Here is a 15513-nt window from a genome sequence, read left to right on the forward strand (position 1 = left end):
GCAACAACGGCTCCAACGCGGGACCGCGACGGCGCACCGGCGCATCCGGAGAATCACTCATGCAAGATCTAACGACGGATCTCCGGCGCAGGACAATAGTCCAGGGCCAGGACCTCGCCGCGGCGCATGCCGGTGCCGAGCAGGACCTCGAACGGGTCGCCCAGCTGGTCGGCGTACTGCTCCGCGTTGTGCTGCAGGAACGCCGTAAGGCCTTCACCCTCGCCCCGCCAGTGGCGGAACTGCCACCGTCAACACCGACGACCTGCACGTCCGACTCACCAACATCCGGGTCAACGCACAACCCGGCATCACCCAGCTCCGGATCGAAGAACACAGCACCGACAGTCAGGGCAAGGCCCACCCCCCCGAAGGGTCCGTCTGGCCCTGGCCAAGTACCCGGTCCGCTAGCAAAGAGACGACTGAAAAAGCCGGCACCGCATCTGCTCAGCCTCACGACACCGCACCGCCCCTACCGCTTGCTAGCGCAGGTGCAACCGAGGGTATGCGATCAGCGGGGTCGGATGTCGAGGTCCAGCTGCCAATAACTCACATCCTTGTGGAAGGTAAAGCCGAGATCGGTGAGCTGGGAACCCACGTAGGCGGCCGAGCGGGCTACGTTTCCGGAACTGTCCTCCACACGGACAGTCGCCGGAACGAACGTCCCACCGCTCGCCACGATCACTGGGACGCCATCCCGGTACTCGATTGCCAGCGTCGCGATGTCCTCGGGCTTGACCTGATCGGCCCGGACGAGCGAAGGCTGGGTCGCTGCGGTCCCGAGTGTCGCCGGGGCCGGCCCCTTGGAGTCGGGCGTGTTCTCCGACATGGTCTCTCCTCACCGACCGGCTTCCTGCCGGCCACTGGGAGCTTCCCATGACCCAGCGTGGTCAGGCAATCACGGGTTCCCCTCAATGTCGACGACACCACTAGAACAGCAACATTGCGCGGCAAGCGGCTCTGACACCCGAGGCGGCACCTTCGTGGCCGCCGCCCGCCGCCCACGAACAGCCAGGAAGGTGAGTCGGCCCCCTTTGCGCGCCAAGCGGTCACTGACGTCCTCCATGCCGGCTACCTGGTGATGCGGCGCCGCTGGGAGCTGGCCGAGCGGATGCCCGCCGAGCGTCCGACCCAGACCCCGACGGCGGGACAAGGTGCCACGGCGCCAGCTGAACCCCCCCAGGGTGAAACCCGCGCCGTCCCCGGCGACGCCCCGAGGACGGTCGGGACGGCGCCGGCCGCCGTCCCCGGTTCCCGCCCCGCGGCCGCCGCCCCGGACCCGGGCTCCGGCCCCGCAGGTCTGTCCCCCGGGGAGAAGCGACCGGGGGACACGACGCTGCCCGCAGCGCCGGAAGGACATCGGGGTCGAGCGAGGCCTGGACGGCGGCGACGGCTGGGTCGCGGTGTACGCGGGCTACTTCCTCGGCGACGCCGCCACTCAGCAGGCTGTCCTGCGCGCCACCGCACAGGAGGCCGCCCGCACCGTCCACCAGCCCTACCTGGAAGACCTCTGGCGACTGAGGAACAGCCGGCGTCACCGTGATGCCACCGGTGTGGTCGGCCACCGCCACCCGGCGGGCGGTGCCGGGCGAACTTGGTGAGGCACACCCCGCACAGCCGCGGTCCTTGGTCGAAGGTGAAAGGCGGGATCTGGAGTCGCCGCGGTGGCGAGCACCCCGAGCGCACGACGGCGAACCGGCTGCCAGAGCGGGGACTGCGAGGGGCCTCTGGGCTGCCTCGTCCGGGTGGCTGCCCGGTGGACGGCCCGGCCGGCCGTTCGTGGAGCCCGAGCTGTGGGCGGGCGAGGAGGCCCTGGCGCCGTCGGGGGTGGGAGTCAGGCCACGGCTCGCGGTCGGCTCCGGTGACACGATCATCCCTGCAGGGCGCCTGACTTGCAGTCATGCGCCGCTGGGGCCCTACTGGAGGACGGAAGCCTTCAACCAGTCAGGAGTGCCTGTGTCTTCGTTCCTCCTTCGCGGTTCACGCGGTGTCCCGCCTGTCGGCGCGGGTTCTTCGTCGTCGCGGGAGTCGGCCTCGCCGCGTCGGTTCTTGTCGCCTGGTGCGGTGGCCGGGGTCGTGTTCCTGTCGGGGGTGGTACTTCCGCTGGCGGTGGTCTCACCTGCTCACGCTGCCGGGGAGAGACAGGAGCAGTGGGGACCGGGCCGCTGGGAGTGGAGCGTCCCCAAATTCGTGGATTCGATCACTTTGACCCTGTGGGCCGGTGGTGGCGGCGGTGGTGGCGGCGGCGGTGGGGGTGGGGGCGCCAGCGGCGGCGGTGGGGGTAACGGCGGACGGGCCGGAATCATCAGGAAGGACGGTGGTGGCGGTGGTGGCGGCGGCGCTTCGGGCGGTGGTGGTGGCGGTGGCGCGGGCAGCGGCGCGTACGTGACGTGCCAGGTGAAGGTGGAGCCGCCGGAGACGCTGACCATTGTTGTCGGGGCCGGCGGAGCAGGCGGTGAGCGCGGCACCGGCGGAGAGGGCGGCATGTGGGCCAAGGGCAACGACACCTTCTTCGGTGGTGGCGCTGACGGAAGCCCCGGGAAGAGGGGAAACGACGGGCTCCGCGGATACGACGGGGGAGCGAGCGCTGTAACTCGCGTTACCAGCATCCTCGACACCGTCCCTCTTCCCGCGACCCTGGCCTCTGCGGAGGGTGGCAAGGGCGGAGCGCCGGGCAAGGCCGGGCACGCCAGCAAGCCCGGGGGCGGGGGGACCAACGGCGACACCGGAAGCGGCGCACCCGGCGCGGGTGGTGCCGGTGCGAGGTTGTTCGGAGCGGGCGGGCCTGGAGGTGCCGCCAGCACCAGTACCTCCAACACCTGTGAAGGGATTGCAGGAACCACTGTCACCAAGATCCCGGGTGATGCCGGCAAGGCCGGAGCTGCTGGCGATGCGGGCATGGACGGGGAGGTCGGGAAGAAGAGTCCCGTGCACAACATCGGCAAGGGCGGGCCGGGCGGGATTGGTGGCTCCTACGGGGAGGGCGGGAAGGGCGGCGCGGTGGGCTCTCTGTATGGAGCCGGCGGCTCAGGCGGTGACGGCGGACGTGGAGGAAGCGGCGGCGACGGAGGTAATGGCGGGTTCTTCGAACCGAATGCCGGCAGTGCCGCCGACCCCGGCTACAAAGGCGACGACTCCGGTTACGGAATCATCGGCGACGTAGGCACCAACGGAACCAAGGGCGGCGACGGAGCAGTAATCATCACGTGGAACTCGCCCTTCTGACCAGCCCCACAAGTCTCCGGCCGCAGGTAGGGGCCGGCACATCCAGCGTGGCGCCGCGGCCACTCCGTGTCTGCCTCCTCAACCGCCGTGCAGTCCGGGCCCGCCGTGGACAATCTCCCGGCGACCGACCGGGGGAAGTCGCGCGCCGGCCTGCGTGATCGGGCGTGGTACCACCAATGGCGGGCGGCGGGTCGGCGCAAAGGGCGGACGCTGGTGAAAGCGCCGCGGCCCAGGAGTCGGTGAGGAGTCGGAGCCGATGAGGTGAGGAGCAGGCGCGCAGAGCAGGAGCGGCCAGTGCCGGCCAAGCATCCGTCGACGGCTCCCCTCCCGTCGGCGGGCCGCCCCTCGCGGCCCGTTCCGCCCTCTGATGCAGCAGCGCCCTCCGATATGAACTGACGGAACGTCGGCAATCGACCATGGGGCGCGAAGGGTTTCGGACGCGGGCCTCGTGCCGATGCCGGCATCCCGGCGGGGCCGGCCGACGGCCTCGGCCCAGGCTGCCGAACCGCCCTCGTCCCGGCACCCGCACCGCCGGTACACCCTGCCCCGCTGCGCACGCTGCCCCATGTGTGTTTCTCCTTCTTGAACGCGGTGACCCTGGTCCAAGGCTCGCTGCTCGGCCGGGAGTGGCGGCAGAGCGTGCGGGGCGGTGCGCGAGGCACGTCAGGACCAGCCGGCGAGGACACGCTCAAGACGACACACCGCCCGGAAGGTCACCAACCGTAGCCAGTGGGTAGTCGACCTTGATCCGCCCGGGGCGCCAGGGCTGGCCAGTGGCAATGCACGATGGGCTGCAGCGGTAGGCGGGCGGGTCCTTCTGAAGGGCCGACAGATTGCTGCTACTCGCAGTGACCAATGCCGGTCCGGGACCCTGGGGACCATTTGGGGACCAGCCTGGGACCGCGCCCGGTGAGCGCCCATGAGCGCCCGTGGGCGATAACGGGCATCTATGTACGAACTTGAACCCGATTGCGCATCGCGCGGATTCGAGCCATGTCGACCGTGGATCTCCATGATGAGCATCAACTTCCCATGTCTTCAGCGCAGTTGAGCAACAAGAGAGCCGAGACCCGAAGGCCGCGGCTGTCGACAATAGTTGAACCCCTTGACTGGGGGTCAAGGGGTTCTCCATGACAGCCGGAGGTGGGAAGTTGGATACCCGGAGCCTTCGCTGCCTCCACTGTGATGAGTGTCGGCAGCATTTATGGGTCAGGGGGCGCGGTCGGCAGCCCGTGCAGAGTTGAGCCATGAGGTGGTCCCGGTCGAAAATCGTCGGCCGTTGTCTTCCTAACGGTAGGGATTCGGTTGTGTTGACGTATGGCATGGCTTCGTGAACGTCAGAGGCGTTCCGAGCCGCCGGTCAGGGTTTCGGGACGAGGGTGTTTTCGTTGGTGCGGCCGGCGGCGTAGTCGTCTATGTTGCGGACGGTGGTGCCGATGATCTGGCCGACGGCGGTGCGGGTGAAGTAGGCCTGGTGGCTGGTGACGAGGACCTGGGGGAAGGTGACCAGGCGGGCGAGGGTGTCGTTGGTGATGCCCTCGATCGAGCGGTCGGTGAAGAAGACGCCGGTCTCCTCCTCGTAGACGTCGAGGCCGACGCCGGAGAGGTGCCCGGCGCGCAGCACCTCGACCAGGGCGGCGCTGTCGACGAGGCCGCCGCGGCTGGAGTTGACCAGGATCGCGTCGTCCTTCATCCGGGCGAGGGCGGCCGTGTCGATGAGGTGGTGGGTGGCGGGCAGCAGGGGCACGTGGAGGCTGACGAGGTCGGCGCGGGTCAGGAGCTCGGGGAGTTCGGTGCGAGGAGGCGGGTGCGGAATTCGGCGGCGATGCGGGCGAAGCACTCGCCGATCTTGCCGGTGCCGATGACGCCGATGGTCATGCCGTGGATGTCGCGGCCGAGGAGGCGGTCGAGGCGGAAGTCGAACTCGCGGGAGCGGTTGGCGGCGCGGGTGAGGCGGGGGTTGGCGGCCAGGGCGAGGGCCCACGCGTGTTTGGCAACTGCGCGTGGGCTGTAATTGGGAGACTCGGGGGGTTCACAGGTGCTGCGGGATCGGCGCAGCCGGCGCCGCCAGGTGGAACAGCAGCCGGGCCCCGAGCCGCTCGGCCTGCCCGGTGTCGACGCCCAGGACCGGGTCGCCCTCGGCGGCCAGCTCACCGATGAGCTGCTCGGGGCAGGGCTCGCACGGGTCGGAGCGGGCACGCTGGACCTTGCCGTCGCCGAGCTTGTGACAGGTGGCCTGCTCGACGGCGTCCAGAAGGCCGGGCACGACGTGGTGGATCAGTGGAGTGCTGACCGGCAGCAGCAGTGCGTGGTTCACGCCCTTGAGCGCTGTACCGAGCTCGGCTGCGTGCGCGCTGGTGCGGGCGATGCCGGGATCCGTGGGTGAGCGTCCGGGCGGCCTCCACGTCCTGTCAACCACCGTGACGCGGCGCTGCGCGCCGACTGGGGCGAGCGAGCGCTCAACCCCGCGGAAGGATGTGCTCGCGTACACCGGGTCCATGATCTGCTCGGCGGACCCCAGCCCTGGGACGGGCGCTGCTGGAAGAGGCCTAGCGAGTCGCGGTCGCCGCCGTTCAGGTTCCGCAGCCGGGAGTCCTGCATGGCGGTGGCCAGCGCGATCACCTGGCCCCGGGGAGGGACCTGCAGGGCAACGCCGGTGGCGGATCTGCACGCTCGGCAGATCCAGGCCCGGCACCGCAGTGGTCGGCCCGACCTGGCCGCCCAGGATCTGCTTGACCGCCGCCTCGACGGCCGCCGCGTCCACAGCCTGTGGACTGTCCGAGGCCGAGCACGCGGCGGAGGCGTCCTTGGCGGTGACGATCGCCAGGGGAAGGATCAGCGCGAACGGGGTCAGGAGAACGGCGACGCCGAGACCGGCGGCGACCTTCTTCAAGCGGCCCGCCGGTCGGCCGCACCCTTTCGGCCGGTGCCCGGCGAGCGGGCGAAAGAGCAGAAGGGCAGGTTGGTTCCCGTCACGTGGAACTCCGATCATGTGGTGCGCGGGCGGCTCGTCCAAAGGCGTGCCGGCGCAGCGGTGAGAGGGTCGAATAACACCCCGAGAGATAGGCGCCCGCAGTAACCGGCGGAAGTTCCCGCTTCCATCGGTGCTGGTCAAGGCGCTCTCGGCGTCGGTGAACATGCTAAGGGTCCACATATCTCCCGTGCAAGGAATTCACGGATATACGTGAATTCCTTGCACGGGAGATATTGCGGCGCCTATGGTCTCTCCAGGCCCGCCGGCGTACCACGTCGCGGGCCTTTCTGTGCGCCGCCGAAAGGCCATGCGCCGCCTACTGGCCCCCATCCTGCGAGGTTCCTTGCCCGACTACACCCTCCACCGGGGCGATGCCCTGACCCGCCCGCTGATTGCTGGACCGCTCACGAAGTCGATACCGGACAGTTCACCGTGCACTCCCCGACGTCCTGGCCGAGGTCAGCTACAGCCTGCACGCGCTCGCCCGCGAGGACGCCGAACAGGTGGGCCAGGACGGCCGGTACACCATCGGCACCGTGTCCAGGATGGGCTGGTACGGACAGTTCGGCCGTGGCACACCGTCCTGGATCCGTGACTCCGCCACCGCCGCCTCGCGAGCGTCACACACCACCTTCTTCAGTTCGGCCCGGAAAGCGCCGAGCAGGCAGGCCAGGACGGCCGCTCGGGCTACCGCTGGTCCCGTCCGCCCGGGACAGTTGGCGCGAACCTGCACTTCAGTGCCACGCTTTGACGCTGACTGAGGTTGCGGGACCCCGCCCACGTACCCAGGCCTCCAAGCCTCTGGCGATGAGCTTGGTGATAGGTCGGTCGCCGAGGTCCGACCGGTGGTGACGTCGAGGGCCGTGCTGAGGAAGGCCTGGGGTCCGAGGCCGACGGCATGACGACCAGGCGGCCCATCCTGGTGGATTCGATCCTGGATCGCGTGACTTACGACGGCCGGGATTCCGTGGGCGCGGGTGGGCGCGCTCCACGCACGGAGGGTGCTGAAGGTCTGCGGGTTCCTGAAAATAAATCTGAGATCGCTTGGATCATGGATGCGACCTGGCATAGCTTGTCGTCGTAGATCGCGCGATCACGCCTCTAGGGAAAGGAATGACACTGCACGGTAGGGAACCGCTGAAGGCAGCGCGACAGCTCAGTAAGACAGAGTTTGGCACTGCCGGAGAGCGTGTCGGTCAGGGCGACCGTTACCTGACGACGGAAGAGACAGCCGCGCTGATCGGAATATGCCCGAAGACGCTCCGGAACTGGCGCTCGCAAGGCAAGGGTCCCAGGCCGATCCGCCTTGGGCGCATCGGAGGCCGCGTGCGTTACCGACTGGCAGATGTTGGAACCTTTCTGTCCCTGGGGGCGGCCGACGGGTTCGTTCCGGGACTTCGCCGGGTCACTGGCCCGCGCCGTTCCGGGGTGTAAGAAAAGCGGAAGGAATCAGCATGGGGAAAGCTCACGTGAGTGACCGCCATCACAAGAGTCATCCACGACCCGGCGAGAAGGTGTGCCGAGAGCATCGGAGGGTACCTACGGCCGCTCACGGTGTCGGCAGCCGATGGGAGGTGCGGGGCTGGAACAACGCGGGCGTGGCGCTACCGAAGAAGCGGTTCGAGGACAAGGGTGAGGCGGAGCGCCATGCAGCAGCGATCACCAACGACCTCGCGGAAGGCGACTACGTCGACCCCCGGGACTCGCGAACCACGGTCAAGGCATGGGCCTCCGAGTGGCTCTCGGTTCAGGGTGGAGACGAATCGACCGCCGAGAATCGCGAAAGATATGTGCGGATCCACATCATCCCCGGAATGGGGGACTTTGAGCTCGGCGAAGTGGAGCGTCGCCCGTCTATCGTCCAGGCTTTCCTCAAGCAGTTGGAAGCCAAGGGAATTTCGGTCGGATACCGATATAATCTCTTCATTGCTCTTTCATCGATCTTCTCGGCTGCTGTTGAAGATCGACTGATCAAGAGGAATCCTTGCCAATCGCGTTCTGTGGCAAAGCCGAAAATTCCTCCCAGGCGGCTGGTTCCGTGGGAGTTCCATAGAGTCCATTCGGTTATTCTCGGGCTGCCCGAGGGATTCCGTGCAGCAGGGTGGATCGGATTCGGTGCGGGGCTTCGACAGGGCGAGATATTCGGAATTGCGGAGTCTGACATCGACTTCCGTCGTCGCATAATCAGAATTCGCCAGCAGGTGAAGCTTCTCGGGACCGGTGCCAAGGTGTTCGCTCTTCCGAAGGGAGGAAAGACGCGCGAAGTTCCGATGGATGACGTTCTCGCCGAAAAGCTGGCTCAGCACATTGCCGACTTCCCCCCGGTGCGCGTCGCGCTCCCGTGGGCCACCGCAGCGGCAAAGGCGAAGTCATTTCGTCTCCTGTTCACGGGCCTCGATGGGGGTGCGCTTCACCGATCCACGTTCAATCTGACGGTCTGGAAGCCGGCACTTGTCACTGCGGGCGTGATCCCGCCGCCGATCAGGGCGCAGAAGTTCGAGGCATCCCCGGAGGACGGTATGCACGCCCTACGGCACGCCTTCGCTGCCGCACTGGTCGACGGCGGCTGCTCGATCAAGGACCTCGCCGCATACCTGGGGCACGCCGACGAGGCCTTCACTTTGCGGACCTACGTGCACCTCATGCCCAAGAGTGATGAGCGGGCACGCGCCGCGATCAGCAGGGCGCTGTTTGCGGCTGATGTGCCCGCTCCGGGCGGGGATCTGACGGCTGTGTAAGCCCGGCGGGGCCACTGTGCCCCGAAAATGCCCCGCCGGGTTGATTCGGCGATATTTGCGCAGCTCAGCGCGGTTCACAGAAGCGTCCGCCAGTAGTACCAGAACCGGTCGAGGATCAGCAGCACGATCACCGCGTACCAGAGCGCCGGCACCACCCAGTGGTAGCGGGCGGCCTCCCGCACCACCGGGCGCAGGCCGCGCGGGGTCGGGATCACGCCGGTGCGCAGATTGTGCAGGGTGGTGTACCAGAACAGCGGGATCATGGTGGCCCAGACCACCATGCAGTACGGGCAGAGCGCGCCGATCCGGTACAGCGCCTGGTACATCAGCCAGGTCACGAAACCGATCCCGAACACCGTCCCGGCCTGGAGGCCGAGCCAGAACCAGCGCCGGTACGTCGCCCCGGCCAGCAGGCCGGCGCCGATCGCGATCACCACGGCGAAGCCGACCAGGCCCAGCAGCGAGTTGGGGAAGCCGAAGGCCTCGGCCTGGTCGCTGCGCATGATCGAGCCGCAGCTGATGATCGGGTTGATGTTGCAGTTGGGGACGTACGACGGGTCCTCCAGCAGCCGGATCTTGTCCAGTGTGAGGACGGCCGAGGCGAAGATCCCGATCGCGCCGCCGATCAGCAGCAGGAGCGCGAACGGCCGGCTCGCGCCGTGGCCGCGCGCGGGTGCGGCGACCGTACCGGCGGCCGTCACCCGGTCACCTGCTTGACCATCGCGGTGAAGCGCTCGGGAGTGACGGGCGCGCCGTTCGTGAAGACGTCGAGCTTGGTACCGTCCAGCTTCATCGTGGGGGTGCCGGTGACCCCGCTCTTGTCGAAGGCCTTGTTCACCTGACTGGCCCACGGGGCGTAGGTGCCGTCCTGGACGGCCTTCACGAAGGCGTCCGTCTTCAGACCCGGGACCTGCTCGGCGAGGTCCAGCAGCCGGTTCACGTCGGCGAAGCCGTCGTTGCGCTCGTCGGGCTGGTTGGCGTACAGCACGTCGTGGAACTGCTTGAACTTGTCGACGCCCTCGTTGAGCGCCGCCCCGGCGGCGGCCAGGGCGGTGCGCGAGCCCTTGCCGCCCAGGCCCTGGTCCAGGAACGTCGCCAGGTGGTACTCGATCTTGTAGGTGCCGTCGTCGGCGAGCTGCTGGACGGTCTTGCCGTTGGTGGTCTCCAGCTGCTCGCAGTACGGGCAGCGGAAGTCCTCGTAGATCTCCAGGGTGTGCGGGGCGTCGGCCTTGCCGTAGGTGATCACGGTGCCGTCGGCGCCGCCCGCGTTGGCGGGGACGACCAGCGGCCCGGCGGCGGCGGTGTCGGCCGGGCCGGAGGAGCCCCCGACGGCGAAGGCCACACCGGCGGCGAGCGCCAGCACGGCGGCGGAGGCGGCGCCGACGATCGTGCGGCGGCGGATCCTCGCCGCCCGATCGGTGCGCTCGCGCTCCTCGCGCATCCGCTCGGTGGCGGCGCGCCGGGCCTCGCTCCTGGCGGCCCGGGTGTTCGTCGTCCTGGCGTTGATCGGCTGGGGCTTCTTGCTCATGGCGGGTGTCGTCCTGTGCTCTCGGTCGGTGACGGGCGGGCGCGCACGGGCGCGCGGCGAGAACGACCGGCCGGGAAACGCTCGGGAGAGTGCTCTCAGCAGGCCGGGACGGGCACCGGAGGCCCACGGCGGACGGCGGGGCTGAGCAGCACGTCCTCGACGGGGACGCGCACGCGGCTGGCGCGCGGGAACGGCATCCGCACCAGCGGCCGGGCCGGGACGGGCGCCGCGAGCAGCAGCAGCCAGTGGCCGGCGGCGGCCGGGAAGCGCCGGGCGAAGTCGCCCAGCACCCGGGCGGAGGCGGCGAACGCGCTCAGCGCGGCGTCCGCGCGGCGCAGCCAGAAGGCGGCGGCCAGGGCGATCGCGCCGTGCAGTGCCAGCAGCACCAGCAGGCCGGCGGACCGGGAGACACCGTGGCCCAGCAGGACCCCGCCGAGCGAGCCCCCGCCGCACAGCAGCGGCTCGAAGCCGCGCGCGGAGCCGGGCGGGAGCGAGGGGCAGGTGCTCTGGGCGAAGTCGAACAGCGCGCTCAGACCCAGCTCCAGCGGCAGGAAGACCGCCGCGATCGCCGGGAAGCCGCGCTCGGATCCGGCCAGGGCGAACGCCACCGCGAAGACGGCGCCGCCGGCCACGGCCAGCGTGCCGAGCGGCAGCGGGCGTCCGGTGACCAGCACCTGGCCGAACCCGGCGAGCAGCACGACCAGCGCGGCGAAGATCGCCGCGCGAAGCGTCCTGGTGGCCGGGCCGGTACTCATGGCATCCGAGTCTGCCACAGGTTGAACGGTGGACGACCTGGCCGACGGACTCCTGTGAAGATCCTCACCACCGGCTCTGAGCTGGGCTTATTCGATCCTTATCGAGGGCCCTCGGCAGCCGGACCGGAGCGGGCGGCGGCCGTCCGGGCCTCGACGATCTCCCGGAACAGCTCCAGGTCGGCCCGGACCACCCGCTCGATCGCCCCGGCCTGGGCGAAGCCGCGCGGCCCGCCGAACACCTGCTGCACCGTCTCCGGGTCGTACTCGACGCGGATCTGCAGCCGGGTGTGGCTCCGGTCCAGCGGGAGCAGCGCGAACGCGCCGTGCAGCCGCGGGCCGTTCAGCGTCCGCCAGGCCATCACCCGGCCCCGGCCCCGGTCGGTGATCTCGGTCTCGACGTCGCGCTCGGTCCCGCCGATCTCCACCCCGAGGTGCGCGAGGCTGGTGCCGTGCGGGTAGGCGCTGCGCACCCCGCCCACGAACCGCGGGTAGTCGTGGACCCGGTGCAACTGCTCCCAGGCCGCCAGCACCGGGGCATCGATGTCGATCTGCTCTTCGAGCGTGCTCATGAGGGGGCCGGACCTTCCCGGGCTCGGGCGCTGCGGTGGTGCGGGGCACCTCCAGCCTGCGCCCACCGGCCGCCGCGGGGCAACGAGAGCGGCGGTAACCGGACAACCGGGACGGCCGGGAGGACCGGGAGGACCGGACGACCGGGAGGCGACCGGCGGGCGGGGGCCGGAGGTCTGCGCGAGACTGGGCGCATGCCGGAGCTGCCCGAGGTCGAGGCCCTCAGCGCCTTCCTGTCCGAGCGGTTGACCGGGCGGGTGATCGCCCGGGTGCAGCCGGTGGCCATCAGCGCCCTGAAGACCTACGACCCGCCGGTGACGGCGCTGGAGGGGCGCACGGTCGGCCCCGTCACCCGGCACGGGAAGTTCCTCGACATCGAGGCCGGTGGCCTGCACCTGGTCGTCCACCTGGCCCGGGCCGGCTGGCTCCGGTGGAAGGACAGCCTCCCGGCCGAGCCCCCGCGCCCGGGCGGGAAGAACCCGCTGGCCCTGCGGGTGCGGCTGGAGGGGCCCGACGGGGACGGCTTCGACCTCACCGAGGCGGGCACCAAGAAGGGGCTCGCGGTGTACGTGGTGACGGACCCGGCCGCCGTTCCCGGTGTCGCCCGGCTCGGCCCGGACCCGCTGGACCCGGGCTTCACCCTGGCGGACTTCACCGCCCTGCTGAGCGGCGAGCGCCGCCGGCTGAAGGGTGTGCTGCGGGACCAGGGCGTGCTGGCCGGGGTCGGCAACGCCTACTCGGACGAGGTGCTGCACGCGGCCCGGATGTCGCCGTACAAGCTGGCGTCGAGCCTGACGGAGGACGAGACGGTCCGGCTGTTCGAGGCGCTCGGCGCCACCCTGCGCGACGCGGTGGAGCGCTCCCGCGGGCTGGCGGCGGGGGACCTCAAGGTGGAGAAGAAGCTCGGCCTGCGGGTGCACGGCCGGACCGGGCAGCCGTGCCCGGTCTGCGGGGACACCGTGCGCGAGGTGTCGTTCGCTGATTCCTCGCTGCAGTACTGCCCCACCTGCCAGACCGGCGGCAAACCGCTCGCGGACCGGCGGCTGTCGAGGCTGCTGAAGTAGCGGGCGGCAACCCCCGGGACCGGTCCGCCCCGGGGTTGCCGACGGGTGCGCCTACGGCTTGCGGGCGACGCCGCCCCAGTAGTAGGCGGCGGTCGGGTCGGCCGGCGGCTCGCCGTCCGGGCGCCAGCCCATCACCGGGGCGACCCCGGGCTCGATCAGCTCCCAGCCGTCGAAGAACGCGGCGACCTCGTCACGGGTGCGCGGGACGAGGGTCATCCCGCCGGCCCGGGCCGCCTCCGCGACCTTGGCGACGCTCTCCGGGTCGAAGTCCTGGGTGGGGTGGGTGAGCGCCAGGCAGCTCCCGCTGGGCAACGCGTCGCGCAGCGCGGCGACCTTGGCCCACGGGTCGTCCTCGTCGGCGACCAGCATCAGGACGGCGATCATCAGCAGGCCGACCGGACGGTCGAGGTCCAGCGTGGAGGTGAGCGCCGGGTCGCCGAGCAGTTCGGCGGGCTTGCCCAGGTCGGCGTGGATGTAGGTGGTGCGGCTGGCGGGCGTGGAGACCATCAGTGCCCGGGCGTGGGCGAGCACGATCGGGTCGTTGTCGACGTAGACCACCCGGGTGCCGGGGCTGACCGCCTCGGCGATCTCGTGGGTGTTGGGCGAGGTGGGGATGCCGGTGCCGAGGTCGAGGAACTGCCGGATGCCCTGCTCCCGGGCCAGGTGGCGGACGGCGCGGCCCTGGAACGCCCGGTTCTCCTTGGCCATCGCCTTCACGCTGGGGACGGCCTGCTCGATGGCCTGTCCCATGGCGCGGTCCGGCGGGAAGTTGGTCTTCCCGCCCAGCCAGTAGTCGTACACGCGTGCGGAGTGCGGAGCGCTGGTGTCGACGCCGAAGCGCTGCCACTCGCTCAGCTCGACGGCGTCGTCCTGGGCCTGGTCGGAGAAGTCCTGACTTGTCGTCATGGCCACGTCCTCTGAAGACAGATCATCACACTGGGGAGGTCAGCGTAGCGGTCCGGCCGGGGCGGTGGTCACCCGGTCCGCCGGGGTGCGGTGGGGCTGCGCCGTCGGAGTGATGCTGGGGGCCGTCGGAGTTGCCGGTGGGAGGCGTGACGGTTCGCGGGGGAAGCATCGATCATGCTGTCTGATCGTCAGATTACTTCGCGTAGATTGCTACTGGTCGCGGCCGGGATGTCGCTGCTCGGGGTCGCCGGTTGCCGGGGGTCGGAGGGGGTGGACGGCGCGGCCGCCGCCGCGCCGGGTGCCGAGGCCGCCAGTGCGGCCTCGGACGGGCCCGCCGCCGTGCCCGCCGCCGCCTCCTCGGGACCCTCGGCCTCTTCGGCCCCCGCGGCCTCTTCTGCCTCTTCTGCCCCGCCCTCCGCGGCGCCCTCCGCTCCCGTCGCCTCCGGCTCGCCGGTCGCCGCGCCCCGGAAGCTGACGTCCGCCGAGAGCAAACCCGTGTACGAACTCGACGCCGAGCGGAAGGTGGTGGCCCTCACCATCGACGACGGCCCGGACCCGCGGCACACCCCGACCGTGCTGGCCCTGCTGGAGCAGTACCGGATCCGGGCCACCTTCTTCCTGATCGGCGAGAACGCCGTCCAGTACCCCGACCTGGTCCGGGAGATCGCCGCCCGCGGTCACCACATCGCCAACCACACCTGGACCCACGCCGACCTGCGGAACCTCTCCGATGCCAAGATCAAGGACGAGCTGGAGCGCACCTCGGACCTGCTGAACAAGGCCACCGGCAAGCCTCCGACCTGGTTCCGCGCGCCGGGCGGTGACTGGTCGACATCGTCGCTCAAGATCGCCGCCGACCTCGGGATGCGGAACATGGCCTGGTCGGTGGATCCGCGCGACTGGGCCCGGCCGGGCACGGCCGTGATCACCGACCGGATCCTGAAGGACGTGCGGCCGGGTGCGATCGTGCTCAACCACGACGGCGGCGGGGACCGTTCGCAGACGGTGGCCGCGCTGAAGACGTACCTGCCGGTACTGATCGACTCCGGGTACTACTTCACCGCGCCGCCGGGCTGAAAGGCGCATGGAGGGGAAGGTAGAGGCTTTCCCTGCTAAACCACTCGAAAGGGTGGATTGGGAGAACCGTTTCTGCGATTCCTGGGCCTCTAGGGTGATAGCGCATCAATTCCCCAGGTACCACCGAGTACCGCCTGAAAGGGCTCATCCCATGCGTCTGCGCAACACCGTTCTCGCCGCCGCCAGCGCGGTCGCCCTCGTCCTCGCCGTGCCGACCTCCGCCGGCGCCGCCACCGGTGACTTCCTGTACAAGGTCGGACGCGGCACCCAGGCGGGGATGGCCGACCCGGTGAGCGGCGAGTGCATCAACCTCTTCGGAGCGACCGATGAGCATGCGGCCTTCGCGCCCGAGAACCTCACCACCTCGACCGCCACGGTCTTCCTGGAGTTCGATTGCGACGGCGACGTCTTCCGCGTGATGGACCCGGGCACGAAGCTCGGCAACCGGCTCCACCTGCGGTCCGTGGTCTTCTCCTGAAGCCGCCCGATCCCGGCGACGTGCGGGACAGCTCGGCGATTGGCTGAGACCGTTCCGGTGGGCCGACACCGGGAGCGGCCTGGTCGACACCAATCGCCGGGCTGTCCGCCCGGAGCCGCTCCGGCCGCGCTGGGCCGGGACGATCGACGTCCGGTCCGCCCGCTCCCGGGGCGCGGCGCCACCCGAGCTGTGGGGGAACGCGGG

Annotated in this window: 14 protein-coding genes and 1 pseudogene; 7 read left to right on the forward strand and 8 right to left on the reverse strand. The window is 70.1% G+C overall.

The features are described 5' to 3' along the window. Nucleotides 1–508: 508 nt before the first annotated feature. The gene (locus ABT263_RS28515; protein WP_352294630.1) at nucleotides 509–826 is read right to left on the reverse strand and encodes a hypothetical protein; all 318 of its coding nucleotides are present in this window, start codon (nucleotides 824–826) and stop codon (nucleotides 509–511) included. A 574-nt stretch (nucleotides 827–1400) separates the two neighbouring features. Here ABT263_RS28515 and ABT263_RS28520 point away from each other — a divergent pair. Next, nucleotides 1401–1598: a hypothetical protein gene (locus ABT263_RS28520; RefSeq protein ID WP_352294632.1), complete on the forward strand. Its 198-nt coding sequence runs from the start codon at nucleotides 1401–1403 to the stop codon at nucleotides 1596–1598. Between the two features lie 796 nt (nucleotides 1599–2394). After that, nucleotides 2395–3222 (forward strand): hypothetical protein, encoded by an 828-nt coding sequence (locus ABT263_RS28525; RefSeq protein ID WP_352294634.1) that lies wholly within the window; start codon nucleotides 2395–2397, stop codon nucleotides 3220–3222. Between the two features lie 1360 nt (nucleotides 3223–4582). Here ABT263_RS28525 and ABT263_RS28530 read toward each other — a convergent pair. Both ABT263_RS28530 and ABT263_RS28535 read right to left on the reverse strand, forming a co-directional pair. Then, nucleotides 4583–5235: pseudogene (locus tag ABT263_RS28530) on the reverse strand (NAD(P)-dependent oxidoreductase); the annotation flags it as partial. A 19-nt stretch (nucleotides 5236–5254) separates the two neighbouring features. Continuing rightward, nucleotides 5255–5539 (reverse strand): hypothetical protein, encoded by a 285-nt coding sequence (locus tag ABT263_RS28535; RefSeq protein ID WP_352294693.1) that lies wholly within the window; start codon nucleotides 5537–5539, stop codon nucleotides 5255–5257. 1770 nt (nucleotides 5540–7309) lie between these two features. On the opposite strand from ABT263_RS28535, the gene ABT263_RS28545 reads away from it, so the two are divergent. Continuing rightward, nucleotides 7310–7630 (forward strand): helix-turn-helix transcriptional regulator, encoded by a 321-nt coding sequence (locus ABT263_RS28545; RefSeq protein ID WP_352294636.1) that lies wholly within the window; start codon nucleotides 7310–7312, stop codon nucleotides 7628–7630. A gap of 164 nt (nucleotides 7631–7794) precedes the next feature. Then, nucleotides 7795–8934, forward strand: coding sequence for a tyrosine-type recombinase/integrase (locus ABT263_RS28550; RefSeq protein ID WP_352294638.1), 1140 nt, complete (start codon nucleotides 7795–7797; stop codon nucleotides 8932–8934). Nucleotides 8935–9008: 74 nt separating this feature from the next. Here the strand turns inward: ABT263_RS28550 and ABT263_RS28555 are convergent, their stop codons facing one another. From ABT263_RS28555 to ABT263_RS28570, 4 genes are all read right to left on the reverse strand, one after another. After that, nucleotides 9009–9635, reverse strand: coding sequence for a vitamin K epoxide reductase family protein (locus tag ABT263_RS28555; RefSeq protein ID WP_352294640.1), 627 nt, complete (start codon nucleotides 9633–9635; stop codon nucleotides 9009–9011). Next, nucleotides 9632–10462, reverse strand: coding sequence for a DsbA family protein (locus ABT263_RS28560; RefSeq protein WP_352294642.1), 831 nt, complete (start codon nucleotides 10460–10462; stop codon nucleotides 9632–9634). Before ABT263_RS28560 ends, ABT263_RS28555 begins: the two co-directional genes overlap by 4 nt. 95 nt (nucleotides 10463–10557) lie before the next feature. Further along, nucleotides 10558–11217 carry a hypothetical protein gene (locus ABT263_RS28565; RefSeq protein ID WP_352294644.1) on the reverse strand — a complete coding sequence of 220 codons (660 nt, stop codon included), beginning with the start codon at nucleotides 11215–11217 and terminating at the stop codon, nucleotides 10558–10560. Between the two features lie 98 nt (nucleotides 11218–11315). Beyond that, complete coding sequence (locus ABT263_RS28570) at nucleotides 11316–11786, reverse strand: SRPBCC family protein (RefSeq protein ID WP_352294646.1); 471 nt, start codon at nucleotides 11784–11786, stop codon at nucleotides 11316–11318. Nucleotides 11787–11978: 192 nt separating this feature from the next. Between ABT263_RS28570 and ABT263_RS28575 the strand changes: the two genes are divergently transcribed. Beyond that, complete coding sequence (locus ABT263_RS28575; protein ID WP_352294648.1) at nucleotides 11979–12848, forward strand: Fpg/Nei family DNA glycosylase; 870 nt, start codon at nucleotides 11979–11981, stop codon at nucleotides 12846–12848. 51 nt (nucleotides 12849–12899) lie between these two features. Here the strand turns inward: ABT263_RS28575 and ABT263_RS28580 are convergent, their stop codons facing one another. Then, a complete protein-coding gene (locus ABT263_RS28580) occupies nucleotides 12900–13754 on the reverse strand; it encodes an SAM-dependent methyltransferase (RefSeq protein ID WP_352294650.1) in 855 nt (284 codons plus the stop codon). Nucleotides 13755–13928: 174 nt separating this feature from the next. Here ABT263_RS28580 and ABT263_RS28585 point away from each other — a divergent pair, with 174 nt between their 5' ends. Further along, entirely contained in the window at nucleotides 13929–14831 is a 903-nt protein-coding gene (locus ABT263_RS28585; RefSeq protein WP_352294652.1) for a polysaccharide deacetylase family protein, read from the forward strand. A 151-nt stretch (nucleotides 14832–14982) separates the two neighbouring features. Then, the gene (locus ABT263_RS28590; protein WP_352294654.1) at nucleotides 14983–15309 is read left to right on the forward strand and encodes a hypothetical protein; all 327 of its coding nucleotides are present in this window, start codon (nucleotides 14983–14985) and stop codon (nucleotides 15307–15309) included. The last annotated feature ends 204 nt before the right edge of the window (nucleotides 15310–15513 follow it).

The sequence above is a fragment of the Kitasatospora sp. NPDC001603 genome (assembly GCF_040298365.1).
GTDB lineage: Bacteria > Actinomycetota > Actinomycetes > Streptomycetales > Streptomycetaceae > Kitasatospora.

Excerpts from the sequence above, each read along its gene's own strand:
- ABT263_RS28515 (WP_352294630.1), bottom strand. The coding sequence starts at position 826 with ATGTCGGAGAACACGCCCGACTCCAAGGGGCCGGCCCCGGCGACACTC.
- ABT263_RS28545 (WP_352294636.1), top strand. The coding sequence starts at position 7,310 with ATGACACTGCACGGTAGGGAACCGCTGAAGGCAGCGCGACAGCTCAGT.
- ABT263_RS28560 (WP_352294642.1), bottom strand. The coding sequence starts at position 10,462 with ATGAGCAAGAAGCCCCAGCCGATCAACGCCAGGACGACGAACACCCGG.
- ABT263_RS28565 (WP_352294644.1), bottom strand. The coding sequence starts at position 11,217 with ATGAGTACCGGCCCGGCCACCAGGACGCTTCGCGCGGCGATCTTCGCC.
- ABT263_RS28570 (WP_352294646.1), bottom strand. The coding sequence starts at position 11,786 with ATGAGCACGCTCGAAGAGCAGATCGACATCGATGCCCCGGTGCTGGCG.
- ABT263_RS28575 (WP_352294648.1), top strand. The coding sequence starts at position 11,979 with ATGCCGGAGCTGCCCGAGGTCGAGGCCCTCAGCGCCTTCCTGTCCGAG.
- ABT263_RS28580 (WP_352294650.1), bottom strand. The coding sequence starts at position 13,754 with ATGACGACAAGTCAGGACTTCTCCGACCAGGCCCAGGACGACGCCGTC.
- ABT263_RS28585 (WP_352294652.1), top strand. The coding sequence starts at position 13,929 with ATGCTGTCTGATCGTCAGATTACTTCGCGTAGATTGCTACTGGTCGCG.
- ABT263_RS28590 (WP_352294654.1), top strand. The coding sequence starts at position 14,983 with ATGCGTCTGCGCAACACCGTTCTCGCCGCCGCCAGCGCGGTCGCCCTC.